25 protein-coding genes and 1 pseudogene are annotated in these 19,195 nt (G+C 42.9%); 21 read left to right on the top strand and 5 right to left on the bottom strand.

The genetic code is table 11. The features are described 5' to 3' along the window. Positions 1-13: 13 nt before the first annotated feature. Positions 14-298 carry a hypothetical protein gene (locus tag ACJHYW_RS20170; RefSeq protein WP_001162371.1) on the top strand — a complete coding sequence of 95 codons (285 nt, stop codon included), beginning with the start codon at positions 14-16 and terminating at the stop codon, positions 296-298. Positions 299-315: 17 nt separating this feature from the next. Here the strand turns inward: ACJHYW_RS20170 and ACJHYW_RS20165 are convergent, their stop codons facing one another. From ACJHYW_RS20165 to ACJHYW_RS20155, 3 genes and pseudogenes are all read right to left on the bottom strand, one after another. After that, positions 316-912 (bottom strand): ProQ/FINO family protein, encoded by a 597-nt coding sequence (locus tag ACJHYW_RS20165; RefSeq protein WP_000125165.1) that lies wholly within the window; start codon positions 910-912, stop codon positions 316-318. A 149-nt stretch (positions 913-1,061) separates the two neighbouring features. Next, on the bottom strand, positions 1,062-1,184 hold the full coding sequence (locus ACJHYW_RS20160; protein WP_223685802.1) for a Hok/Gef family protein: 123 nt from the start codon (positions 1,182-1,184) through the stop codon (positions 1,062-1,064). Then, positions 1,129-1,281 (bottom strand): annotated as a pseudogene (locus ACJHYW_RS20155) (DUF5431 family protein); the annotation flags it as partial. The pseudogene ACJHYW_RS20155 and the gene ACJHYW_RS20160, both read right to left, overlap by 56 nt. 400 nt (positions 1,282-1,681) lie before the next feature. Here ACJHYW_RS20155 and ACJHYW_RS20150 point away from each other — a divergent pair. Beyond that, positions 1,682-2,890 (top strand): RNA-guided endonuclease InsQ/TnpB family protein, encoded by a 1,209-nt coding sequence (locus tag ACJHYW_RS20150; protein ID WP_071961415.1) that lies wholly within the window; start codon positions 1,682-1,684, stop codon positions 2,888-2,890. 1,266 nt (positions 2,891-4,156) lie between these two features. Here ACJHYW_RS20150 and repA read toward each other — a convergent pair. Further along, positions 4,157-5,185, bottom strand: coding sequence for a plasmid replication initiator RepA (gene repA, locus ACJHYW_RS20145; protein ID WP_202979476.1), 1,029 nt, complete (start codon positions 5,183-5,185; stop codon positions 4,157-4,159). Between the two features lie 1,131 nt (positions 5,186-6,316). Here repA and ACJHYW_RS20140 point away from each other — a divergent pair. The 11 genes from ACJHYW_RS20140 (at position 6,317) to ACJHYW_RS20090 (ending at position 11,954) form a co-directional block, all read left to right on the top strand. After that, positions 6,317-6,769 (top strand): CaiF/GrlA family transcriptional regulator, encoded by a 453-nt coding sequence (locus ACJHYW_RS20140; RefSeq protein WP_000101552.1) that lies wholly within the window; start codon positions 6,317-6,319, stop codon positions 6,767-6,769. Further along, a complete protein-coding gene (locus ACJHYW_RS20135; protein ID WP_001127356.1) occupies positions 6,762-6,956 on the top strand; it encodes a DUF1187 family protein in 195 nt (64 codons plus the stop codon). Before ACJHYW_RS20140 ends, ACJHYW_RS20135 begins: the two co-directional genes overlap by 8 nt. A gap of 21 nt (positions 6,957-6,977) precedes the next feature. Then, positions 6,978-7,955: an SPFH domain-containing protein gene (locus tag ACJHYW_RS20130; protein ID WP_000564239.1), complete on the top strand. Its 978-nt coding sequence runs from the start codon at positions 6,978-6,980 to the stop codon at positions 7,953-7,955. Between the two features lie 373 nt (positions 7,956-8,328). Beyond that, positions 8,329-8,772 carry an NfeD family protein gene (locus ACJHYW_RS20125; protein WP_071961414.1) on the top strand — a complete coding sequence of 148 codons (444 nt, stop codon included), beginning with the start codon at positions 8,329-8,331 and terminating at the stop codon, positions 8,770-8,772. Positions 8,773-8,775: 3 nt separating this feature from the next. Beyond that, entirely contained in the window at positions 8,776-8,946 is a 171-nt protein-coding gene (locus ACJHYW_RS20120) for a hypothetical protein (RefSeq protein WP_044069355.1), read from the top strand. A 46-nt stretch (positions 8,947-8,992) separates the two neighbouring features. Continuing rightward, entirely contained in the window at positions 8,993-9,301 is a 309-nt protein-coding gene (locus ACJHYW_RS20115) for a hypothetical protein (protein ID WP_236492988.1), read from the top strand. A 214-nt stretch (positions 9,302-9,515) separates the two neighbouring features. Beyond that, positions 9,516-9,818 carry a hypothetical protein gene (locus ACJHYW_RS20110; RefSeq protein ID WP_065304447.1) on the top strand — a complete coding sequence of 101 codons (303 nt, stop codon included), beginning with the start codon at positions 9,516-9,518 and terminating at the stop codon, positions 9,816-9,818. Next, positions 9,815-10,072: a hypothetical protein gene (locus ACJHYW_RS20105; RefSeq protein ID WP_000739144.1), complete on the top strand. Its 258-nt coding sequence runs from the start codon at positions 9,815-9,817 to the stop codon at positions 10,070-10,072. The genes ACJHYW_RS20110 and ACJHYW_RS20105 overlap by 4 nt, the downstream gene beginning before the upstream one ends. Positions 10,073-10,075: 3 nt before the next feature. After that, positions 10,076-11,071, top strand: coding sequence for a type IV secretion system protein (locus ACJHYW_RS20100; protein WP_065304446.1), 996 nt, complete (start codon positions 10,076-10,078; stop codon positions 11,069-11,071). 5 nt (positions 11,072-11,076) lie between these two features. Further along, positions 11,077-11,721 (top strand): type IV secretion system protein, encoded by a 645-nt coding sequence (locus ACJHYW_RS20095; protein ID WP_065304453.1) that lies wholly within the window; start codon positions 11,077-11,079, stop codon positions 11,719-11,721. An 8-nt stretch (positions 11,722-11,729) separates the two neighbouring features. Next, complete coding sequence (locus tag ACJHYW_RS20090) at positions 11,730-11,954, top strand: EexN family lipoprotein (protein WP_065304445.1); 225 nt, start codon at positions 11,730-11,732, stop codon at positions 11,952-11,954. Between the two features lie 222 nt (positions 11,955-12,176). Here ACJHYW_RS20090 and ACJHYW_RS20085 read toward each other — a convergent pair whose 3' ends face one another. After that, positions 12,177-12,890 carry a DUF5710 domain-containing protein gene (locus tag ACJHYW_RS20085; protein WP_065304452.1) on the bottom strand — a complete coding sequence of 238 codons (714 nt, stop codon included), beginning with the start codon at positions 12,888-12,890 and terminating at the stop codon, positions 12,177-12,179. A gap of 143 nt (positions 12,891-13,033) precedes the next feature. Here ACJHYW_RS20085 and ACJHYW_RS20080 point away from each other — a divergent pair, with 143 nt between their 5' ends. The 8 genes from ACJHYW_RS20080 (at position 13,034) to ACJHYW_RS20045 (ending at position 19,180) form a co-directional block, all read left to right on the top strand. Beyond that, entirely contained in the window at positions 13,034-13,333 is a 300-nt protein-coding gene (locus ACJHYW_RS20080; RefSeq protein ID WP_000835763.1) for a TrbM/KikA/MpfK family conjugal transfer protein, read from the top strand. Between the two features lie 2 nt (positions 13,334-13,335). Further along, a complete protein-coding gene (locus tag ACJHYW_RS20075) occupies positions 13,336-14,571 on the top strand; it encodes a TcpQ domain-containing protein (RefSeq protein WP_410233372.1) in 1,236 nt (411 codons plus the stop codon). A 5-nt stretch (positions 14,572-14,576) separates the two neighbouring features. Beyond that, positions 14,577-15,014, top strand: a complete 438-nt coding sequence (gene pilM, locus ACJHYW_RS20070; RefSeq protein ID WP_000539665.1) for a type IV pilus biogenesis protein PilM — start codon at positions 14,577-14,579, stop codon at positions 15,012-15,014. Positions 15,015-15,132: 118 nt separating this feature from the next. After that, positions 15,133-15,531 carry a hypothetical protein gene (locus ACJHYW_RS20065; protein WP_072643816.1) on the top strand — a complete coding sequence of 133 codons (399 nt, stop codon included), beginning with the start codon at positions 15,133-15,135 and terminating at the stop codon, positions 15,529-15,531. A 20-nt stretch (positions 15,532-15,551) separates the two neighbouring features. Further along, positions 15,552-16,136, top strand: a complete 585-nt coding sequence (locus ACJHYW_RS20060) for a lytic transglycosylase domain-containing protein (protein WP_001177113.1) — start codon at positions 15,552-15,554, stop codon at positions 16,134-16,136. Then, positions 16,136-16,426: a conjugal transfer protein gene (locus ACJHYW_RS20055; RefSeq protein ID WP_000865479.1), complete on the top strand. Its 291-nt coding sequence runs from the start codon at positions 16,136-16,138 to the stop codon at positions 16,424-16,426. Before ACJHYW_RS20060 ends, ACJHYW_RS20055 begins: the two co-directional genes overlap by 1 nt. Before the next feature lie 70 nt (positions 16,427-16,496). Further along, positions 16,497-16,817 carry a VirB3 family type IV secretion system protein gene (locus ACJHYW_RS20050; RefSeq protein ID WP_000362080.1) on the top strand — a complete coding sequence of 107 codons (321 nt, stop codon included), beginning with the start codon at positions 16,497-16,499 and terminating at the stop codon, positions 16,815-16,817. A gap of 5 nt (positions 16,818-16,822) precedes the next feature. Further along, on the top strand, positions 16,823-19,180 hold the full coding sequence (locus ACJHYW_RS20045; RefSeq protein ID WP_065304451.1) for a VirB4 family type IV secretion system protein: 2,358 nt from the start codon (positions 16,823-16,825) through the stop codon (positions 19,178-19,180). Positions 19,181-19,195: the final 15 nt, after the last annotated feature.

Here is a 19,195-nt window from a genome sequence, read left to right as displayed (position 1 = left end):
GAAAGGTGATATAATGGCTCTTGACTTGAAAACTCCGGTAATACCAGGACAAAAAACAGAACAAACCAATGCAGACACAGCCCGATTCATCAATGAAGCTACCCGCAAAAAATCGGGAGCAACTAAAGTGACCAATGTCCGGCTTGGGGACGTTTACGAAGATATTCTGGAACGGGAAGCACTGCGAACAGGCCAGACAAAAACAGCAATAATGAAAGCGGCTCTTGCAGCTTACGAACACGGCCTGGACGAAAACGGAAAAAATCACTGGATTCTACAGTCAGCCAGGCTGAAATGATAAAGCCCTTCGGGGCTTTATCCCTTACGTTTTAATTGTTTCTTCTCGCTGGCTTTCTTACGGGCATCGAGAACCAGTTGCGCATAAGTTGCGTGTGCTTTTTTTACTGTACCAGCAGGTTTCCCGTAAAGGTCGTAACGTGTTGCGCCTGGTACAGTACAATTCTGAAGATATTGCCACCGGAACGTCATCACCTGAACCGCACAATTCCACTCTTCAATCGTCAGATCCACATCCGGGTTATCCGCCAGGTATTTCTCAACGTCCTGGAGAATCCCGCTTTTCAGGGGCAAGTTCTTTTTTTCGTCTGTCCATAGTTCAGGAAAAACAGCACGAACTTTATTGAAACACTTTTCAAAATATTCTTTCGGATATTTTGGGGGAAAAGTGATTTGTTTTTTCAAATACCAGGGCTGAGGCTGCTTTTTACGTGTTTTCTCTGCTACAGCATCTTTCTTCTGTACTTTCTTGTTTTCATTAACTGCTGATTTTTGTACTTCCTGCGGCTTTTCATTCACCACAGGATTTTCTGGCATGACCAGAACGCGGCGTTTTTTGACCACAATCACGGGTGTTTTTTTTGGCTGCATACTCGCCTCAATAATTGCTGTCATATTGACTAATTATACCATTTTCAGCAGTTAATATCCTGAAAATACATGGAAAAAGGGGGTATCCGTACAGAATACCCCCTTTGTAAAGGCGCTTAATGCCAGAACCACATCATCCCCAAAAAGGCGGGCTTTCGCCCGCCTCCGGGTTGCTACTTACCGTTGGATTCGTAAGCCAGACTTGCCGTAACCTCCCTGTCTCCGTCTTTCAGCCGGACCTCGCACAAACGATTCCGGGTCAGATACGTGAATATTAACAATGTGCAGCACACGATTAATAAACACCAGGTCAGGGCGTTTTTCGGCTGTTTCATGGCCTTCTTCTCCTTGCGTAACGCGCGGTAAGAGGCTATCCTGATGTTGTTCAAGCATTGGGATCGCCTCGTGGGTTAATGAAAAATTAACTACGGGGCTTTCTTCTTTCTGCCGCACAACAAGATACAACCACCTTTTCGCCATGAGGCAGAAAGCCTCAAGCGCCAACAGCATTATATATCGACCAGAAACTTGAAAATACAGGGTATTGCGTAAAGGGCGGTAAAAGTCTATCCTGATGTTGTTGAAGCATTGGGATCGCCTCGTGGGTTAATGAAAATTAACTACGGGGCTTTCTGCTTTCTGCCACACGACAAGATACAAACCACCTTTTCGCCATGAGGCAGAAAGCCTCAAGCGCCAACAGCATTATCCAGTGCGCCGTAAAACCCCGTCCTTCAGGGCGAGGATATAAGGCGAGTTTTTCCACCTGGCTTTTTTTGTTTAAAATGGTCGAATGAAACGACTACAGGCATTTAAATTCCAGTTAAGACCCGGTGGTCAACAGGAGCGAGAAATGAGGCGCTTCGCAGGCGCATGTCGTTTCGTTTTCAATCGTGCTCTGGCGCTTCAGAATGAGAACCATGAGGCAGGGAACAAATATATTCCTTACCCAAGGATGGCCTCGTGGTTGGTTGAGTGGAAAAATGCCACTGAAACCCAATGGCTTAAAGATGCCCCATCACAGCCATTGCAGCAGTCACTGAAAGACCTTGAGCGGGCCTACAAAAATTTCTTCCAGAAGCGGGCGGCTTTTCCCCGATTCAAAAAGCGGGGACAGAATGATGCATTCCGCTACCCGCAGGGCGTTAAGCTCGATCAGGAAAGCAGCCGAATTTTTCTGCCAAAACTTGGCTGGATGCGCTACCGGAACAGCCGTCAGGTCACGGGCGTTGTGAAAAATGTCACTGTCAGTCAGTCCTGCGGTAAGTGGTACATCAGTATTCAGACAGAAAGTGAAGTATCAACTCCGGTTCACCCTTCAGTATCAATGGTCGGGCTGGATGCTGGCGTGGCTAAACTCGCCACGCTGTCAGATGGCACTATTTTTGATCCTGTAAACAGTTTTCAGAAAAACCAGAAGACGCTGGCGAGACTTCAGCGACAGTTAAGCCGCAAGGTCAGATTCAGCAACAACTGGCAGAAGCAGAAACGCAAAATACAGCAACTGCATTCCCGTATCGCAAATATCCGCAGAGACTACCTTCACAAAGTCACAACGACCGTCAGCAAAAACCACGCAATGATAGTCATTGAGGATTTGAAGGTCAGCAACATGTCCAGGTCAGCGGCGGGAACGATCAGCCAGCCGGGGCGGAATGTCCGGGCAAAATCAGGTTTAAACCGTTCGATACTGGATCAGGGCTGGTATGAAATGCGCCGCCAGCTTGAGTACAAGCAGCTCTGGCGTGGCGGTCAGGTGCTTGCTGTTCCGCCAGCGTACACAAGCCAGCGTTGCGCGTGCTGTGGTCATACAGCGAAAGAAAACCGCCTGACACAAAGTAAATTCGTGTGTCAGGCATGTGGATATACAGCGAACGCCGATGTAAACGGCGCTCGTAACATTTTAGCGGCGGGGCACGCCGTACTTGCCTGTGGAGGGATGGTGCAGTCAGGCCGCCCGTTGAAGCAGGAACCCACCGAAATGATTCAGGCGACAGCCTGAACGTCGTAGGAATCCACGTCCTTTAGGGCGTGGAGGATGTCAAATATTGACCTGGAATTAAATTCCCAGCTTTCGGCGTGGACTATACAGTGTGTGATTCACCACGATGAATCCTTTGTTGATCCACTGTGTGACCTGCGCAGGTTGAACTCCGGTCAGCCTGGCGAACGATGCCTGATTCCCCCGATAGAACTTGTTGATGTATTCAATCAAAGGCATTTTTTAATTCTCCGAAACAACGCAAAATCATATAGTAATTTACTATATGATTTTTATTCCGCAAGTGATTAACTCATCGGATTTCTTTGTAGTTAACGAAACGTTAAATTTAGTTTGTGCCTGGAATGGCACGCAAGAAGCACACTAGCATTATCATTTTGATCAAAACGCTATTTCCCCCGTTATTGGGGGGCTTTCTTTTTGATGCCGCGCCAGCGGCATGTAAGGCGGCACTCTGTTGTTTTATATGGCACAGAGCTAAACCGCCGAAGCCCGGCGTAAGCCGGTACTGATTGATAGGTTTCACCTTACCCATCCCCATCCTGCTAAGCCATACCCGCTTTCAGCCATGAAATAGCTTTTGTGCGCGGTCGGAGTGGTCCCGACAAGGGTTTACCCGCAGTCGGGGCGTATCTCCGCGTTAGCGGACCGTCAGGGCCGCTTACGAGCGTGTATTTGGTACTTCCAGCCAGAAGGCTGACAGCGATGAGATTTCTTAGTTACAACATCCATTATTGAAAGCGATGTTGTTCCCGCCCTTTGGGCGGGGGCGGCGGCGCTTTGCAGTGATGGGTTGGGCGCTGTTGCTGAGTATTTGCAGTGTTTTTTGGAGGGTTGGAGGGGCTTTGTTTTTCATTGGGCAGATGTCCATATGCCCGCCGCGAAGCGGTGGGAGGTACTTTTATATTCTAAGCGGCGCGGCGGTAGCCGCTGCAAGCGAAGGCATTTTTGTGATTATCCACAGTTGTTTCAAAGATAAATATTTTCCCTGCGGCGAAGCAACGCAGGGGATTAAAGAACAGGGGTTAAGAATATATTGCGGGTTTGATCTTCTACGTTTGCTGCTTTCTGAAGTTATTCGTTTGCGGGTTTTTGTTAATAACCGAAGGCGGTTTAGCTCCGATACCCGATTGTGGCCATCAAAAAACTGTCAGAGCGGGACAAAATGAAAAACGGTCGTCAAATATGAGGAATTTCATGAAATGCAGGCAACACGAAAAGCCCCGAAGGGGCTGAAGAGAGTGCCGATTGTATCAGGCAGCTAAACTAGTGGGGTGGCGAAGCTGTCAGAGCCAGTTCAAGCTGACGTAGATCTCTGGCTACCAGTTGCTCTAATCTTTCTTTAGTGCACCAGTACGCTTCGTCCGGCGGCATACGCTTCAGAATAAACCGCGCAATTTCGTTTCGCTGTTCATCATACGGAAGTTTTGCCAGGCGATTAGCACGTTTGCGCTCCGCTGCTTTCTTACGTCGGGACTTGATGGCATCGAGAGAACGCTGCGCATACCAGCGTTTACGAGCCGAGTGAACAGAGATTTCTTCGCCCTCGCGGATAACGCCTTCTTTAATCAATTGCAGACGGATTTCACTTTCTGCAAGGCGCTTACGTTGCTGCTCCTGAAGTTTCACCAGATCAACTCCCAGCATTTTCCAGCCAGTTTCGGTGATCCAGACGTATTTCGGCAGTCGCTGGCGGGATTCACGATCCCATATCGTCTTTTCTGACGTTCCCAACGTGCCAAAGGAAACCTGCTCTGCCAGCAGACGGGAAAGGCGCGATACTGTGACTGCGGTTTCAGGAATCACGTCTCCCTTACTGTCTTTTGGGCTTATTTCTTCTGCCAGGCGGGAGACAGACATGCCGACAGTGTGCAATCCACGATCACAAAAACTCACAAGTACAACCCATATTGCGTCAAGCAGCCGCTGTTTCTCCGGTCGGAATTTATATTTGCGACCGACACTCTGACGTTTCAGTACATAAAATGGATGCAACGACATGTGCATTCTGAGTGTGTTCTGACCAGTGACCGGGTCTTTTTTAACGAGACGATTGTAAGCGTGGCCCAACTGTCCGCCCAGCGCCTTATAGTTGTCGGGACGGAACCAGGCTGGATTCTCACACTTTGGCTTAGTGGAATGTTCACCCCGGCGACGTTTTGTTGTTCCGCCTTTGTTTTCCCGGGGGACCAGGAATGAGCTTTCAATTCCCGCTTCGTAGTCCTGCCAGAAACGGATCTGCTCTTCCGGTGATAGTTCAGACCAGTGACGTTTGCTAATCACAGCAAGCTGCACTTAGCTTGCACTGTAAGAGTTGATATTTCCTTCTCATGGAATTAAACTCCACTTCAGGTAACAAGCATACCTGAAATAAATAAGCTCAAGGCTCTGCCTTGATGTCAGCCCCCGCTAATCTTCGCTGCCTGGAAAACACGAGATTACGGGGGTTTTCTTTATCTGAAATTTACGTTCTTGAACAAAATTTCAGCACCTCGTTTTCTGCATTTACAAATCGCGGAAAACTTGCCTGCAAATTTAGCAGCATGGGCGCAATCGATCAACGATGTTCAAGCCTGGCTCGTTTCCTTTTTGATTCAGCACACATCTCTGACAGCTTCAAAATCGTTTTCAGAACAGCTACTGAAGCCCCTTCTTTACTGACGTTCCCCATACAAAACCTTACAAAATCAGAAATTCAGAATTTTGTATATTCAAAAAAGTTTTTTTGACTACATACACCCACTCACACGATCGAATAAACCACACAAACAGTATTATCTAGATTTTTAGATCGTACATCATTTAACAAACAGAATATTATTCTGTTTTTTGGATGTTATCCAGATCATTAGATCGCTCTTGTGGCATTGACAGGTTTTAAATGTCGCACACACAATACTATCCAGATGATTGTAAAAAGCTCGTTCATCGCGTTTTTTGTGCTCATTGCCTGGAAAATGAGCACTCTTTGACGCCCGTTAGAACGCTTGTCATCTCATGCTCTTTAACAACCCCGGACAGCGGTCATTGCCTAAAGCCCTGGCATAAGGAGGTTATTATTCGTGCATTTCAAGCACCGCTGGCATCTGTCAGCAACGGGCTACGTAACAGAGTGACGTGCCGCGCCATCTACACAGGTAACGACTCTTTATCCGCAAATATCATTCTGCATACTTAAACCCCCTTATTTGGTGAACTCGCGTTGAGTTAATCTCACTCACTCTCTCCCTGAGCAAGTCGTACAGGCTGCAACGCAGAAGTACACCAGATTTGCCAGTCTCCACTCCAGGTAAGGGGGTTTAGCTATGCATGATGATGAACAATCAGATAAAGAGCCTGTAGTGAGTGGCTGCAACTTTTCATAATTAGCTTATGACGCTGTATTCCGGGGATGTTTCTATTTCAGACAAACAACCGGGAGAAAATATGGCGCGTAAGTTAAAAATTAATCCTGTCATTCCTGAATGTGTGGCAGATTTGAAAGGATATCCACTCTATATCATCGTGGCTTATTGGGGATTAAGAAATAATAAAACGCTCACAACAACGGATGTTAGCCGTAATTTCCTTATTACACAGCAACAATCTTATGATGTGCTTACCTACATTTACCAGGAAGCACAGAAGCAGATAACAGCAACTAAACGAACACTATTTAACGAGCACAAAAGAAGAATTAGCGCGTTCAGGATTCTTGATATTGACAAAGGCATATTGCGCACACCCAAAAAAGAGATTGCATATGCCAGCTACGACAATATACCAACTGTCACAATGAAAAGTACCCGTTGTGAGATCCAGGATAGTTTTACAGAACTGCGCCGCTGGATGTGTTCAAGAAAGACAGGTGATCGAGTGGAGGTATTTTTGAATGCCTAAGTACCAAATAAACGCAACCATCAAAAAACCAGGTGGTGGCCCCGTGAAATGGACTCATTACAGCGACTTCCCTATGACCGCTGAAGAATGCAGAAAAAACTTCTCAAAAGAAAAAGAAGCAGGAAAGTGTTTTTCTGTTGATGTTCATATTTCAGATTTCATTTGCAAAGAGATACATCCACAGTGATGAATTGGGAGAGGATTAATCATGATTGACGCTATAATTACGCCAATAGTTACATCTATTCCGTTACTCTTATTAATTTTAGTTGCGCTGATATTCGTTAAATCTGCCGTCAAAATCGTGCCACAAGGTAATGCCTGGACAGTGGAACGCTTTGGTAAATATACCCATACGCTTTCCCCCGGTCTTCACTTCCTGATCCCGTTTATGGACCGCATAGGTCAACGGATCAACATGATGGAAACCGTCCTGGATATTCCTAAACAGGAAGTTATTTCGAAAGACAATGCAAACGTAACTATCGATGCTGTTTGTTTTGTCCAGGTCATTGATGCAGCGAAGGCAGCTTATGAAGTCGATAATCTTGCATCAGCTATTTCAAATCTTGTTATGACCAATATCCGAACTGTCGTTGGTGGAATGAATCTCGACGATATGCTTTCTCAACGTGACAGCATCAATTCTAAACTGTTAACGGTTGTCGATTATGCGACTGACCCGTGGGGAATTAAGGTCACACGTATTGAAATTCGGGATGTTAAACCACCAAAAGAACTGACTGAAGCGATGAACGCGCAAATGAAAGCGGAACGAACTAAGCGTGCCCGGATTCTTGAAGCGGAAGGTATACGCCAGTCAGAAATTCTGAAGGCAGAAGGGGAAAAACAGTCCCAAATACTGAAAGCGGAAGGGGAACGGCAATCAGCATTTCTTCAGTCTGAAGCACGCGAACGTCAGGCAGAAGCGGAAGCTCGCGCAACAAAACTGGTGTCGGATGCAATCGCTGAAGGTGATGTTCAGTCTGTTAATTACTTTATTGCGCAGAAATACACTGAAGCACTCCAGGCAATTGGCACTGCATCAAACAGTAAACTGGTTATGATGCCTCTTGATTCAAGTAGCCTGGTGAGTTCGGTTGCAGGTATCAGTGAACTGCTAAAAAACGTATCACAGGATACTCCCAAAGTTGATATGAAACAGGCTCAACAATATTTGTCTTAAAAAAGATAGCGGACGGTGACAATATTATTTTAATCACCGTCCTTATCTTAACTCCTGAGTGAGCCATTAAAATGAAAACTTATACATGCATCATTATCATTTTGTATATAATTCCCATGTCAACATGGTTTTTTCTCCTTTCTATTACAAGAGATAATAATGAAAGAGAAAGACTACAGCATATTATCGACTCCATATTTCCAAGATGGCTAGACTGGGGATCTTCGACGCTCATGATAGCAACGATGCCTCTGCTTATATGGAGTTTGAATGGCATATTCTTCGGTTTATGTCTGTTGTTTAATGTATTAGCCGTTTGTTACCACCTTTATTATCTTTATTCACTCTCCGCCTTTTATCATGGAGATTAGCCATGTTATGGTTTACACTGTTTCTTCTGTGTATTGCACTTGAAATTATAACCGGAACGGGATGGTTACTCTTAATCAGTCTTGGTGCATTATCAAGCGCCATTATGGGCTTTTTTCTTCCGATATCACAAGAAGCCAATATATGCTTCTTTGCGTCAATCAGCATACTGACGTCGATAATTAAGTTCGTCTATGACAAAAAACATAAGAAATTAGATACACCCCTGGTGAACACAGGACATACACGTTTTAAAGGAAAAGAATTTACTCTCAGTGACGATATTGTGAACGGCAAGGGGCAATTACTTATTGGTGATACATTCTGGCCTGTTGAGACGTTACACGATGAAAACTACCCTGCGGGAACAAGAGTTATTGTTACAGACATGCAAGGAATAACTCTTAAAGTAATGACCATCGAAGACAAGAGTGAAAACAAGGAATAAATCATGCATCTTTCGTTGTTAATTCCGCTTACAGGAGCAGCGATGAATGCACTATGTATTTTTATTATCAGACTTCTGGATAAGGATTTTATTGAAGTCTACAAAAAAACGCTAAAAAACATTACTGCATTACATATTTTATTGATGGTGTTAAGTGTCACAGGAATAGTATGAGGAAAATTAAATGCGAAACGCCATAAAGTTATTGAGGCACTTACTGATGAAAGCAACAACGTCTCATGAAGAAGGTGACAAAACCCTGAAGGATACGATGAAATGTACAAAAAAACACCACCTAATGAAAATGCTTTTATTAAATATGGCGTTCAATATTTTTTCTTTCCTGCTGGGTGCTTTCACACTCTCGGCACCGTTTGTCTTTTATACATTAATCGGATCAGTTCTTAATGCCGTTATTCATTTCATCTTTTCTTTGCCTTTAGCCACCATGTACCTGGTTTATGCTTATTCAGGATTTGAAGAAAGCATTTATTTATATAGGGCATACAAAAATGAGTGCTTTTATTAAGCTGGCATCTGTTCTGGCGTTATTTATTAGCCCGGTTGTGGTTGCAATAGCAGGAGAACAATCTCACTGTACAAAAATCAACGAATACCCTTTCATCGTCACTCAATGCGACGACGGAACTGTGACAGTGGTGAATGTGATAAATAACCGTGTAGCTGTGTGCCGTAAAGGGGAATCATGCAAAGAAATAAAATTATAACTCTGGACACATTACATGACTCAAGCAAAAGCTAATCTGAGAAAACTTCGCCGTGCACGTTATGTTCCCACTCGGACAGTAAAGAAAAGCATAGCGAATACAGAACGTGTCGTTTCAAAAGCAATTACCGGCTGTGGTGTCTTCCGTGATATACCACAAGTAAAAATCAATCTCATCGAAACAAGGAAAATTTTACAAATCGAACTGGCTTTATCCATTGCTAACTTATCTGAGGCGAATCCAATTGAGATACGAAAAAAAATCAAAAGCATTGACCGACAATTATCTTCAACCTCAAAAATCAGAACTACATTATGAAAAAAAACGACGATTTAATCACTTTACCATCTCATAACAGCCACGCTCTCGATTACATCATTAAAAAAGCGTTTACACCACGTAAAACCAAAACATCGACAGCGACCCACAACGTTTATAGTTACAATAAAGAAGAATCCACATTAAATTTCCAAAAAATTGGAGAAGCAATTTTTTTCGGCACAGACCTGGTAATTAAGCTGAAGCCAAATATTAGTGCCTCTGGTGAACTCTTCATCTGCCAGAAGGACTAAGCTATGAACATTGTTTCAGAATTTCTTGAGAAAGTAACAACCATTGTTGAATCCACAGCGGCGACGAACGCCGCTAAGGTCGCACAGGCAATATCTCCTACATTCTTTGCTGCTATAGCCTTATACGTTATTTATCTAATATATGAAATCACGTATGCCCAACGTGACGTCCTGATGAGCGAGGTAACTAAGAATATCGGTGCATTCGCCCTGGTTGGTGCATTCACTTATTCAGCGCCTTATTACAGCCAGTTTGTTATTCCTTTTGTAATGCACGCTGGCTCCGACCTTTCTGCTGCTGTTACTGGAGGTTCAGGAACTGCAACCAGTGTTGATAATTTGTGGAACGCTCTATCTACGAATTTAAACAACTTCCTTGATACAAGTATGAGTATTTATGGAAAGTTCCAAATTGCTGAGAAAATGGGGGTTTATCTAGTATGGGGGATTGGCTATATCGGCGGAATGCTTCTCATCTATTACACTACTGTTTTCTTGACACTATCAACTTTCATGGTTGGAATTCTTCTTTCCGCTGGCATTTTATTCATTTGTTTCGCTCTATTTTCATCGACCAGAAATATGTTTACTGCATGGGTCGGCAGTTGTCTCAACTATATACTGTTAAATTTATTCTATAGCATATCATTTAGTTTCTTAATTAGTTTCGTTGAATCAGTTGTCCCTGTTAATGGAGATATAAAACTATCTATTGTAGTTTACTTTTTCCTTATTACTATTATTTCCATATTCCTTATAGAACAAGTTGGCACACTCTGTTCTACATTAACAGGTGGGGTAGGTATAAATGGCCTTACATCAGCCGCTAATGGCTTTGGAGGTAAGGTTGCATCTGGTTTTATGCGAGCATCAGGACTCCGATCTTTCACCAATGGATTTGCCAGCAAAATGCCAAATCCATTCTTTAATGCAGGAAGTCGTTCTGCATCAGCATTAGTTCAGGGATTAAACCGTGGAAGTAAACTTAAAGCGGGGTGATTAACATGAAAGATAAAGTATTATCATTTCTCTTTGCTGGAATAATTACCGTAACATCACCATCAATCTTTGCATCTGGTATTCCAGTAGTAGACGTTACAGCGATAGCTAAAACAGTTGAAGAAGGGCTAAATCGTGCCGCTGAAGCGGCAAGACAGCTTGAGCAACTCAAGCAACAATATGAACAGACCATAAGATACGCTGAAGAACAGAAGAAAAGACTCGAAGGCTTCACTGATTTCAGCAATGGCTTTGATAGCGCATCCAGCTATATGAAGGATTCATTATCCACAATCACTGATAGTGCAAAATCAGATCTTAGCTCTTTGCGATCGCAATATGACTTATCAAGCAACATTGCAGAGACGCAACAAAAATATGATGCAATCCTGGCTAAGATCAAATTCTATGAAAATTTCAACAATGAAATGCAGGAAAGGGCTAAGAGATTAACCACGTTACAGAAGGAGTTCGCGTCAGCAGATACTCCGCAAAAAAAAGCTGACTTATCTAACCAATTGAATACAGAAAAATTGACAATGGAGCTACAATTGAAGCAATATGATATTGCAGAGAGACAGCTAATCGCGTCTGAAAATGCAAGACAAGAGGCTGTTAGTCGAGAAAAGTTTAAATTAATGATGCAATAGGTGTTCGAATGAAAAAATTCATAAGCACTTTAACTATCTTGTCATGCTTCCTTTTAGCTGCTTGTGAAGACAAAGTTTATGATGTCAGTTACTACACTGAACATCTTGAACAAGCCCAAGATGTTGTCGAAAAATGCAGCAAAGGGGATATGTCTGGTCAAAACTGCGAAAATGCGCATGAAGCCATTCAAAAAGAGCAATCGGGTAAAGCATTTAAAAATATGATGCAATAATCCTTCATTAAAAACAGCTCGCAAAGCGGGCTTTTTTTGGCTGTACGCAGTGACCAGTTGATAAATAGTTCTAATGTTCGTGCTGCATTAGAACAACGCACAAAAAGAAGAGTACAAGAAGACAGTGCGGGATCTAATGGAACGTTTACAATAGAATCACCTTCCCTATAGCAAGGTGATTCTATTTAAAAGAATACCCGCCTCGTGCGGGTCTTATCTTGCTTAAAGATCTATGAAACCTCCGGCTTCGGGTATTAAACTATAACTTGCTTTGGCAAATATTGTTTCATTGACTTCATGGAATCTTATTTTCTCCGCCTGTTCATATGTTACAGGGAAGAACACGCCCCCTGGCTCATTAAACATCATAAAATCACCTTGCATTGCGTTACAATGACAACAATGATTCGCGTAATACTTCATTTTTGCTGTTTTGCTATGGGATGGATAATATAATTTTGAATACTCATTAATCCTTGAGAGAGCAGAGGTTGAAATTATTTCAATTTTCGTTAAATCAGTCCACCATACTCTACTGGTTAACCACCGATAAATCATATTTTTCTTTGAATAAAAATACTCCATACCCTTAGGGGAGGATGTTTCATACCATTCATCTAATATACAATCTTCCCATTCGGCAGGATCAACTCCCCAAATAACGTCTCTATACTTATACCAACGAGGTAAAAAAATACCAAACACAGGAGTTGTTTTCTTACAGCGCCAACAAGACTGGTGACTTTCCGCAATATAAAAACGTTGCGAAAAAACATTGTAATCATGTTCATTTAATTCTTTTATCCACCGAATAAAATAAATTGGATTTTTCCCCTGTGGAACAAACCATTTCCGTTGTTCTTGGTCCCATTGCGCCCCTTTTTGTTTAGCCAAATCCTTTTCTTCAAAAGGTACATTTAAATAAAACCGCGCCATAACCAACTTAACTCCAGTATTCTGTTCTGATGATGCAACAGGATAGATATCAAAACTAAACAAAGAGTGCAATTCCGCCTTTAATGGCTCATTCGTACCCGCCTCGTGCGGGTTTTCTTTTGCCTGAAATATGGAGGAACTCCATGAAATCCATCATTTTATCGATGGTTGCCGCAAGTGCTATCGCACTCTCTGCCCCCGTATATGCGTCTGATCCGTGTGCTTCCGTTCTTTGTCTGTACGGTAAAGCTATCGGTAGCGGCGGCGGGAGCGAATGCAAAAGCGCCGAAAAGGACTTCTTTAATATCATCAAAAAGAAAAAGGGATCTATTCGCTGGAGCAAAACCTTTGATGCCCGAAAAGCGTTTCTTAATCAATGCACGACCGCAGACCCTGCGGCGATCTCAAAAATCATGAGTAAGTTCGGACGTTCCTGGGGTTAACCATGAAAAAGCTCATTATTATTCCCACCACATTATTGCTGAATGCGTGTTCCCATGCCCCTGAACCCGCACAGGCAAAAGGAGGTTGGTATGAACTGAATACCACAATTGAGCAGGTAAGAGCAGACACATACTATAACGGGGTGGCCCTTCAGCAGCCCGTGTCACAGCCAAACAGCACTGTTCAATACAGCAATGATAATTATCTCAAAAAGGAAACCATAAACGTAACTCCCGCGCCTCGTATTGCAGAAACCGTAAAACCACGTTCTGAGCAATCAGCGACAGCGCCAAAAAACCAGGGCAGCAATAATAGTTTTCTGAAGCCGACAACAAACAGCATAACTTCATCTGGTGAGATAAAAACAGCAGCCAAAGGAGCAACTAAACAGCATTCTGAACAACCAGCACTCTCTCCCGCAAAGCCAATCAGTAGCAACAACCATCAGGCACAAACGGCACAAAAGACTGATCAGCAGACAAAACCGCGTCCTGAACAACCACCGCTAATGTCAAAAAGCGGTTTTCTGAAAAAAAACGCTAACAACGCTGTTCCGGCCACCACGCTTACAGGCCCATCAACACCTGAAAAGCAAATTTACTTTGTTCGCCATGATGGTAAAGGCTCGCTGCAAAAAGCATTAAAAGAAATTGTCCCATCGGACTGGACGGCTGAAATATCCCCGGAGGTAACGAAAACTTTCCGTCGCACGATATCCTGGCAGGGCAACGATCAATGGCCTTATGTCCTGGATAAAATGCTTCGCAACTACGGTCTGACGGTAATTAAGAACACCGAAAAAAGACATCTTCTGATTGATTTTCAACAACAGAAAGGGAAAACATCACAAAAAGCACCTGTATCTCCTGACAAAACCCCTGCATCTCCTGTCAGGACACCAGTTTCCTCTGACAAGTTACCTCAAAAACCGCTAACGCCTGTCACCGTTCCGCAAAAACAGACAGAAAAACTCACCTGGAATCTTAAAAAAGGTTCGACGCTGCGGGATGGCCTCACCGAATGGGCGTCAAGTTCACCGTGTGGTAATTCAACCTGGAATCTTGTATGGGATACTCCTGTGAACTACAGAATAGATGCTCCTCTTATTTTCCGGGGAAACTTTGAATCTGCATTAAAAGATACGCTGATGCTTTATCTTTCAGCAGATAAACCGTTATACGCATTCAGGAATATTTCACAATGCGTAATCACAATTAAAGACACACAACAGGAGTAATCGCTATGGGTTGGTTCTTCAGCTTGCTCCTGATATTCCTGTCAATAGGCAGTTACTATCTGACAGATAACAATAACCAAACCATACAGCGAATGAAGTTGCTTCCTGCAAAACAGGAAGCAATTGAATTTGTCCATTTCGCAAATGTTATCAATGACTATCTTTATAAATATCCAGACAAACGTAATTCAGGAGGAACGTTAACATCTGAGCAAATCGGTATAACACCCGTTTATGATATTCATCATATTATTTACGGTAAGCGAGTTTATATCTGGTCTGCCGATACAGAAGGTCTGATGTCTGCTTTGCAGCAGCAAACAAAACATTCAGCAATGTTAGGAAGAGTAAAAAATAAGAAGATTGTCGATAATCAGGGGAATGATATGGGCGTTCCCGTTCCTTCCTCCATTCCAGAAGAGGCTATTGTACTCATTAACTAAATATCCCCTGACAAGGGGATTCTGAACTGGAGTCTGCATATCCGACACATCATTATGTGGGCCGGATATATCGCTACGGCGCGGACTTCAGTCCAGAAAATCTTTACCGGAGATACCCATGCAGGATAATGATGATCTCAGCGAGCTTGATATTGCCACTCGTGAAGTCCTTATCTTACGATGCAATCTTATTCAGCTTGCTTCTGAATATATAAAAATAAATCCCCTTAAAAACACCCGAATCTATACAGATTTAATTCATCGTTCAGCAGATGTTATCAAAAATATCGAACAAGGTAACATCCAGAATAAACATAATTATCTGTCACAGGATGTAAAACATACGCTTGTTTTATACGACCTGTACAAATCAGACTTTGAACAATGTCTGGGGGCAAAATCCCTTATACCTGTCAGGGAAAAAATTGTCTCGCTGAAAGAACTTCTTTCCGGCGCTAATGAGCTGGACAGTATCGTTCGTCGCCCCCGCAGGAAAAAACGTTCTTCACGAATTTAATATCAGGAGATAAATCCCTTATGCAGTTATCAGCGGCTGTTCTGGCAGCACTGATAAGTCAGTGTGCCCCTGATGTATCACCCGATACGATGAATGCCCTGATTATGACTGAATCAGGGGCTAATCCATATGTAATAGCGAATGTTTCTGACGGAACAAGTAAGTATTTTAAAGATGAAAAAGGAGCTATTGAATATGCAGAAAAATTAACAGCAGAAAATAAAAGATTTAGTGCAGGTCTGACACAGATATACAGCAAAAATTTCCCATCACTCAATCTGACTAATAAAACAGTTTTTGACCCGTGTACAAATATAAAAGCAGGAGCGGCAGTCCTGACGGACAATTATCTGAGACAAAAGGAGGGTAGTAGTAATCAAAAAATTCTCCGCGCTTTATCTTTGTATTATTCGGGTAACGAATCAACAGGATTTATTAAAGAAAAGAAATTCAACAACACTTCTTATCTGGAACGGGTTATTCGTAACGCGAATAACTATATCGTGCCATCAATCCGTGAAAAAACTGATGAATCAGAAATAAAACCCCCGAATGATGAAGAGAAAACATCACCGGACTGGGATGTTTTTGGAGATTTTAATTAATGAAAGTCAAATCAACTTTGCAGTATTTTATCCTGGCGTTTTTCCTGTCACTAACCGCCTCCGTTGCCTATGCAGGTGGACTCGACACCGCAACAAATACCATGACAGAACTTAAGACATGGGCATTTAGCTTTGGTGGTGTTTGTGCTTTGTGTTACCTGATCTATAACGTCATCATGGCATTCATGGAGAAGAAAAGCTGGTCTGATGTAGGAATGGCGCTTGTCTATTGTTCCCTCGCTGGCGGTGCACTTTACGCCGGGAACTGGGCGCTGGAACTCTTCAAATAAGTAATCCATATATACAACTGTGCCGCATATTTACCTTATGTGTGAATTGCGGCTTTTTTCATGGTGAGTTATGGACAAAGTAAATGAACATGTCAGTGAGTCATTCATGACTTATAACGGGTTTAACCGTCCTGCGTTAATTGCTGGTATACCCTTAATGTTGTTATTGTTCACGGCTTTTTTCGCTGTTCTGACAGGCTTCCCCGCTATTTTCCTTTGGGGTATAAAAGGGATAATTATTCCTGTCATATGTGCGCTGTTTCTTTTTATAGTAAAACTGGCCTGTGAAAATGACTCAAACGCACTAAGAGTCATCCGTTTAAACCTTATGGGGCTTTTGTTAAAAATCCGCCACAGAGATTTAATTATTGGTTATTCATCTGTCAGGTAACATATATGCACAAAATCAAATTAAAAAACAGTGACAATATGGATGTTGCTCGTGAATATCCAGATTATCGCTTCCATGTAACAGACAGTATTATCTTTACTTCTGACAGAAAAATGCTGGCTTCACTTGTTGTAGCAGGCATTCCATTTGAGACGGAGAACGATAATGTTCTTACAAATTTATTTAACAGCGTTAAAAACTTCCTGATTGGGTTAGGAAAGGAAGGCGACCTGTATTTATGGACTCATCTTATCAAGAAAAGAGCAACCATCAATGGAGAATGGAATTTTGACAATGCTTTTTTAAGCAGGTTTTCAAAAAAATACCTTGCTCTGTTCACATCCAGCGCATTCTATAAATCAACATGGTATCTGACATTTGGGATTCCCTACGATGATGTTGATACCGGAATCGAGCGCATGAATGAAATGACACAACAGGCGCAAAAAGCACTTCTACCATTTAACGCTTCTTTATTATCCGTTTACAATACTTATATTAGTGAGGTGGCAGACTATCTATCACTATTGCTAAATGCAGAACATAACATGATTCCTTTATCATCCACCCCCTTATCATCCAGTATTTGTGATTCTGAATGGTATTTTGGTGCTGATGTTCTTGAACTGCGTAACAACGAATCGGATAGTAAAAAATTCGCAACGAATTATATTTTGAAGGATTTCCCGATAGAAACAACCCCCGGACAATGGGATTTCCTTCTCAAACAACCCTATGAATTTATTCTTACTCAATCCTTTATTTTTGAGTCACCAACAAAAACCCTGAAGAATATCGATTCACAGTTAAACAAACTACAATCAGCTAATGATGCAGCCAAAATACAGCAGGAAGAACTCGAAGCTGGTAAAGAAGCGGTCGCAGCCGGAATTACGTTGTTTGGTTCACTACACTGCGCATTAACGGTATTCGGTGATACACCAGATCAGGCCAGAAGCAATGGTATAAAGCTCTCTGCTGAGTTTATTACTTCGGGTAAGGGATTCCGCTTCAGTCGCGCCTCACTCGCATCACCTTTTGTTTTTTTCAGTCATATGCCGCTGAATAAGAGGCGTCCACTGGATACCCGAAGAACAATTACCAACCTGGCCTGTCTGATGTCTTTTCACAATTATTCCTCCGGGAAAAAATCAGGCAATCCTATTGGTGATGGCTCCGCCATAATGCCTTTAAAAACGGATTCAGGCAGCGTTTACTGGTTCAATACACATTACAGCCCACCGGAAAAAAATGTTACCGGACAAAAAATTGCCGGACACGCAATGTTTCTTGGCGCAACAGGCACAGGGAAAACAACATTTGAAGCAACAGCCAGCGGCTTTCTTCAACGCTTTGACCCTTTAATGTTTGTTGTGGATTACAACCGTTCTACCGAACTTTTTGTCCGCGCATACGGAGGGAGCTATTTCACATTGCAGGAAGGTATCTATACCGGCTGCAATCCGTGGCAACTGGCAGAAGGCCCGGAATCGCCCGTCTGGCACAGACTTCTCGCATTTCTGAAACGCTGGACACAGGTTCTGGCACGAGACAACCAGGGCAACCCCTGTTCTGATGAACATGGCATTGAATTAAACGCTGCCGTGGAAAGCATTATGCGAATGCCTGTCGAAGAACGCCGGACAGCCCTTCTTCTCGATATAGTCAGTCCTGAACTTCAGACGCGTCTCGCCAAATGGTGCGACAACGGCGAATATGCCTGGGCGGTGGATTCCCCCCGGAATACCTTCAATCCACTGCATCATAAAAAAGTGGGATTTGATACAACCGTTGTCCTGGACACAAAAAACGGTATTCATCCTGCCTGTGAACCTTTACTCGCGGTCCTGTTTTTCTACAAAGAAATCATGCAACGCGGCGGCAATCTGATGCTCTCCATTATTGAAGAGTTCTGGATGCCAGCAAACTTTCCCATGACACAAAGCATGATTAAAAGCGCACTGAAAGCGGGGCGCATGAAAGGTGAAATGATGTGGTTAACATCACAGTCCCCGGAAGACGCCATAAACTGCGCAATTTTTGCGGCGCTGGTACAACAAACCGCGACGAAAATTCTCCTGCCCAATCCCGATGCAAAATGGGAAGGATATAAAGAAATTGGGCTTACTGAAAAAGAGTTTGAAAAACTCAAAGAGCTGACGAAGGAGTCAAGGACCATGCTCATCAAGCAATCTGGCTCTTCTGTTTTCGCCAAAATGGATTTGTTTGGATTCGATGAGTTTATCCCCGTGCTTTCTGGCTCTGAAACTGGCCTGTCTATTTTTGATGAGATTATTGCTGAAAAAGGAGATGTAGCTCCTGATATCTGGATACCAGAACTCCTGAAACGCCTGAACGGTTAATTTCTCTGTTTTATA

Origin of the sequence: Escherichia sp. WS3063, assembly GCF_046486595.1 — a bacterium.
GTDB classification, from domain to species: Bacteria; Pseudomonadota; Gammaproteobacteria; order Enterobacterales; family Enterobacteriaceae; genus Escherichia; species Escherichia coli.
Note: the sequence above shows the minus strand (reverse complement) of the source record. Positions and strands in the feature narration are given on the sequence as shown.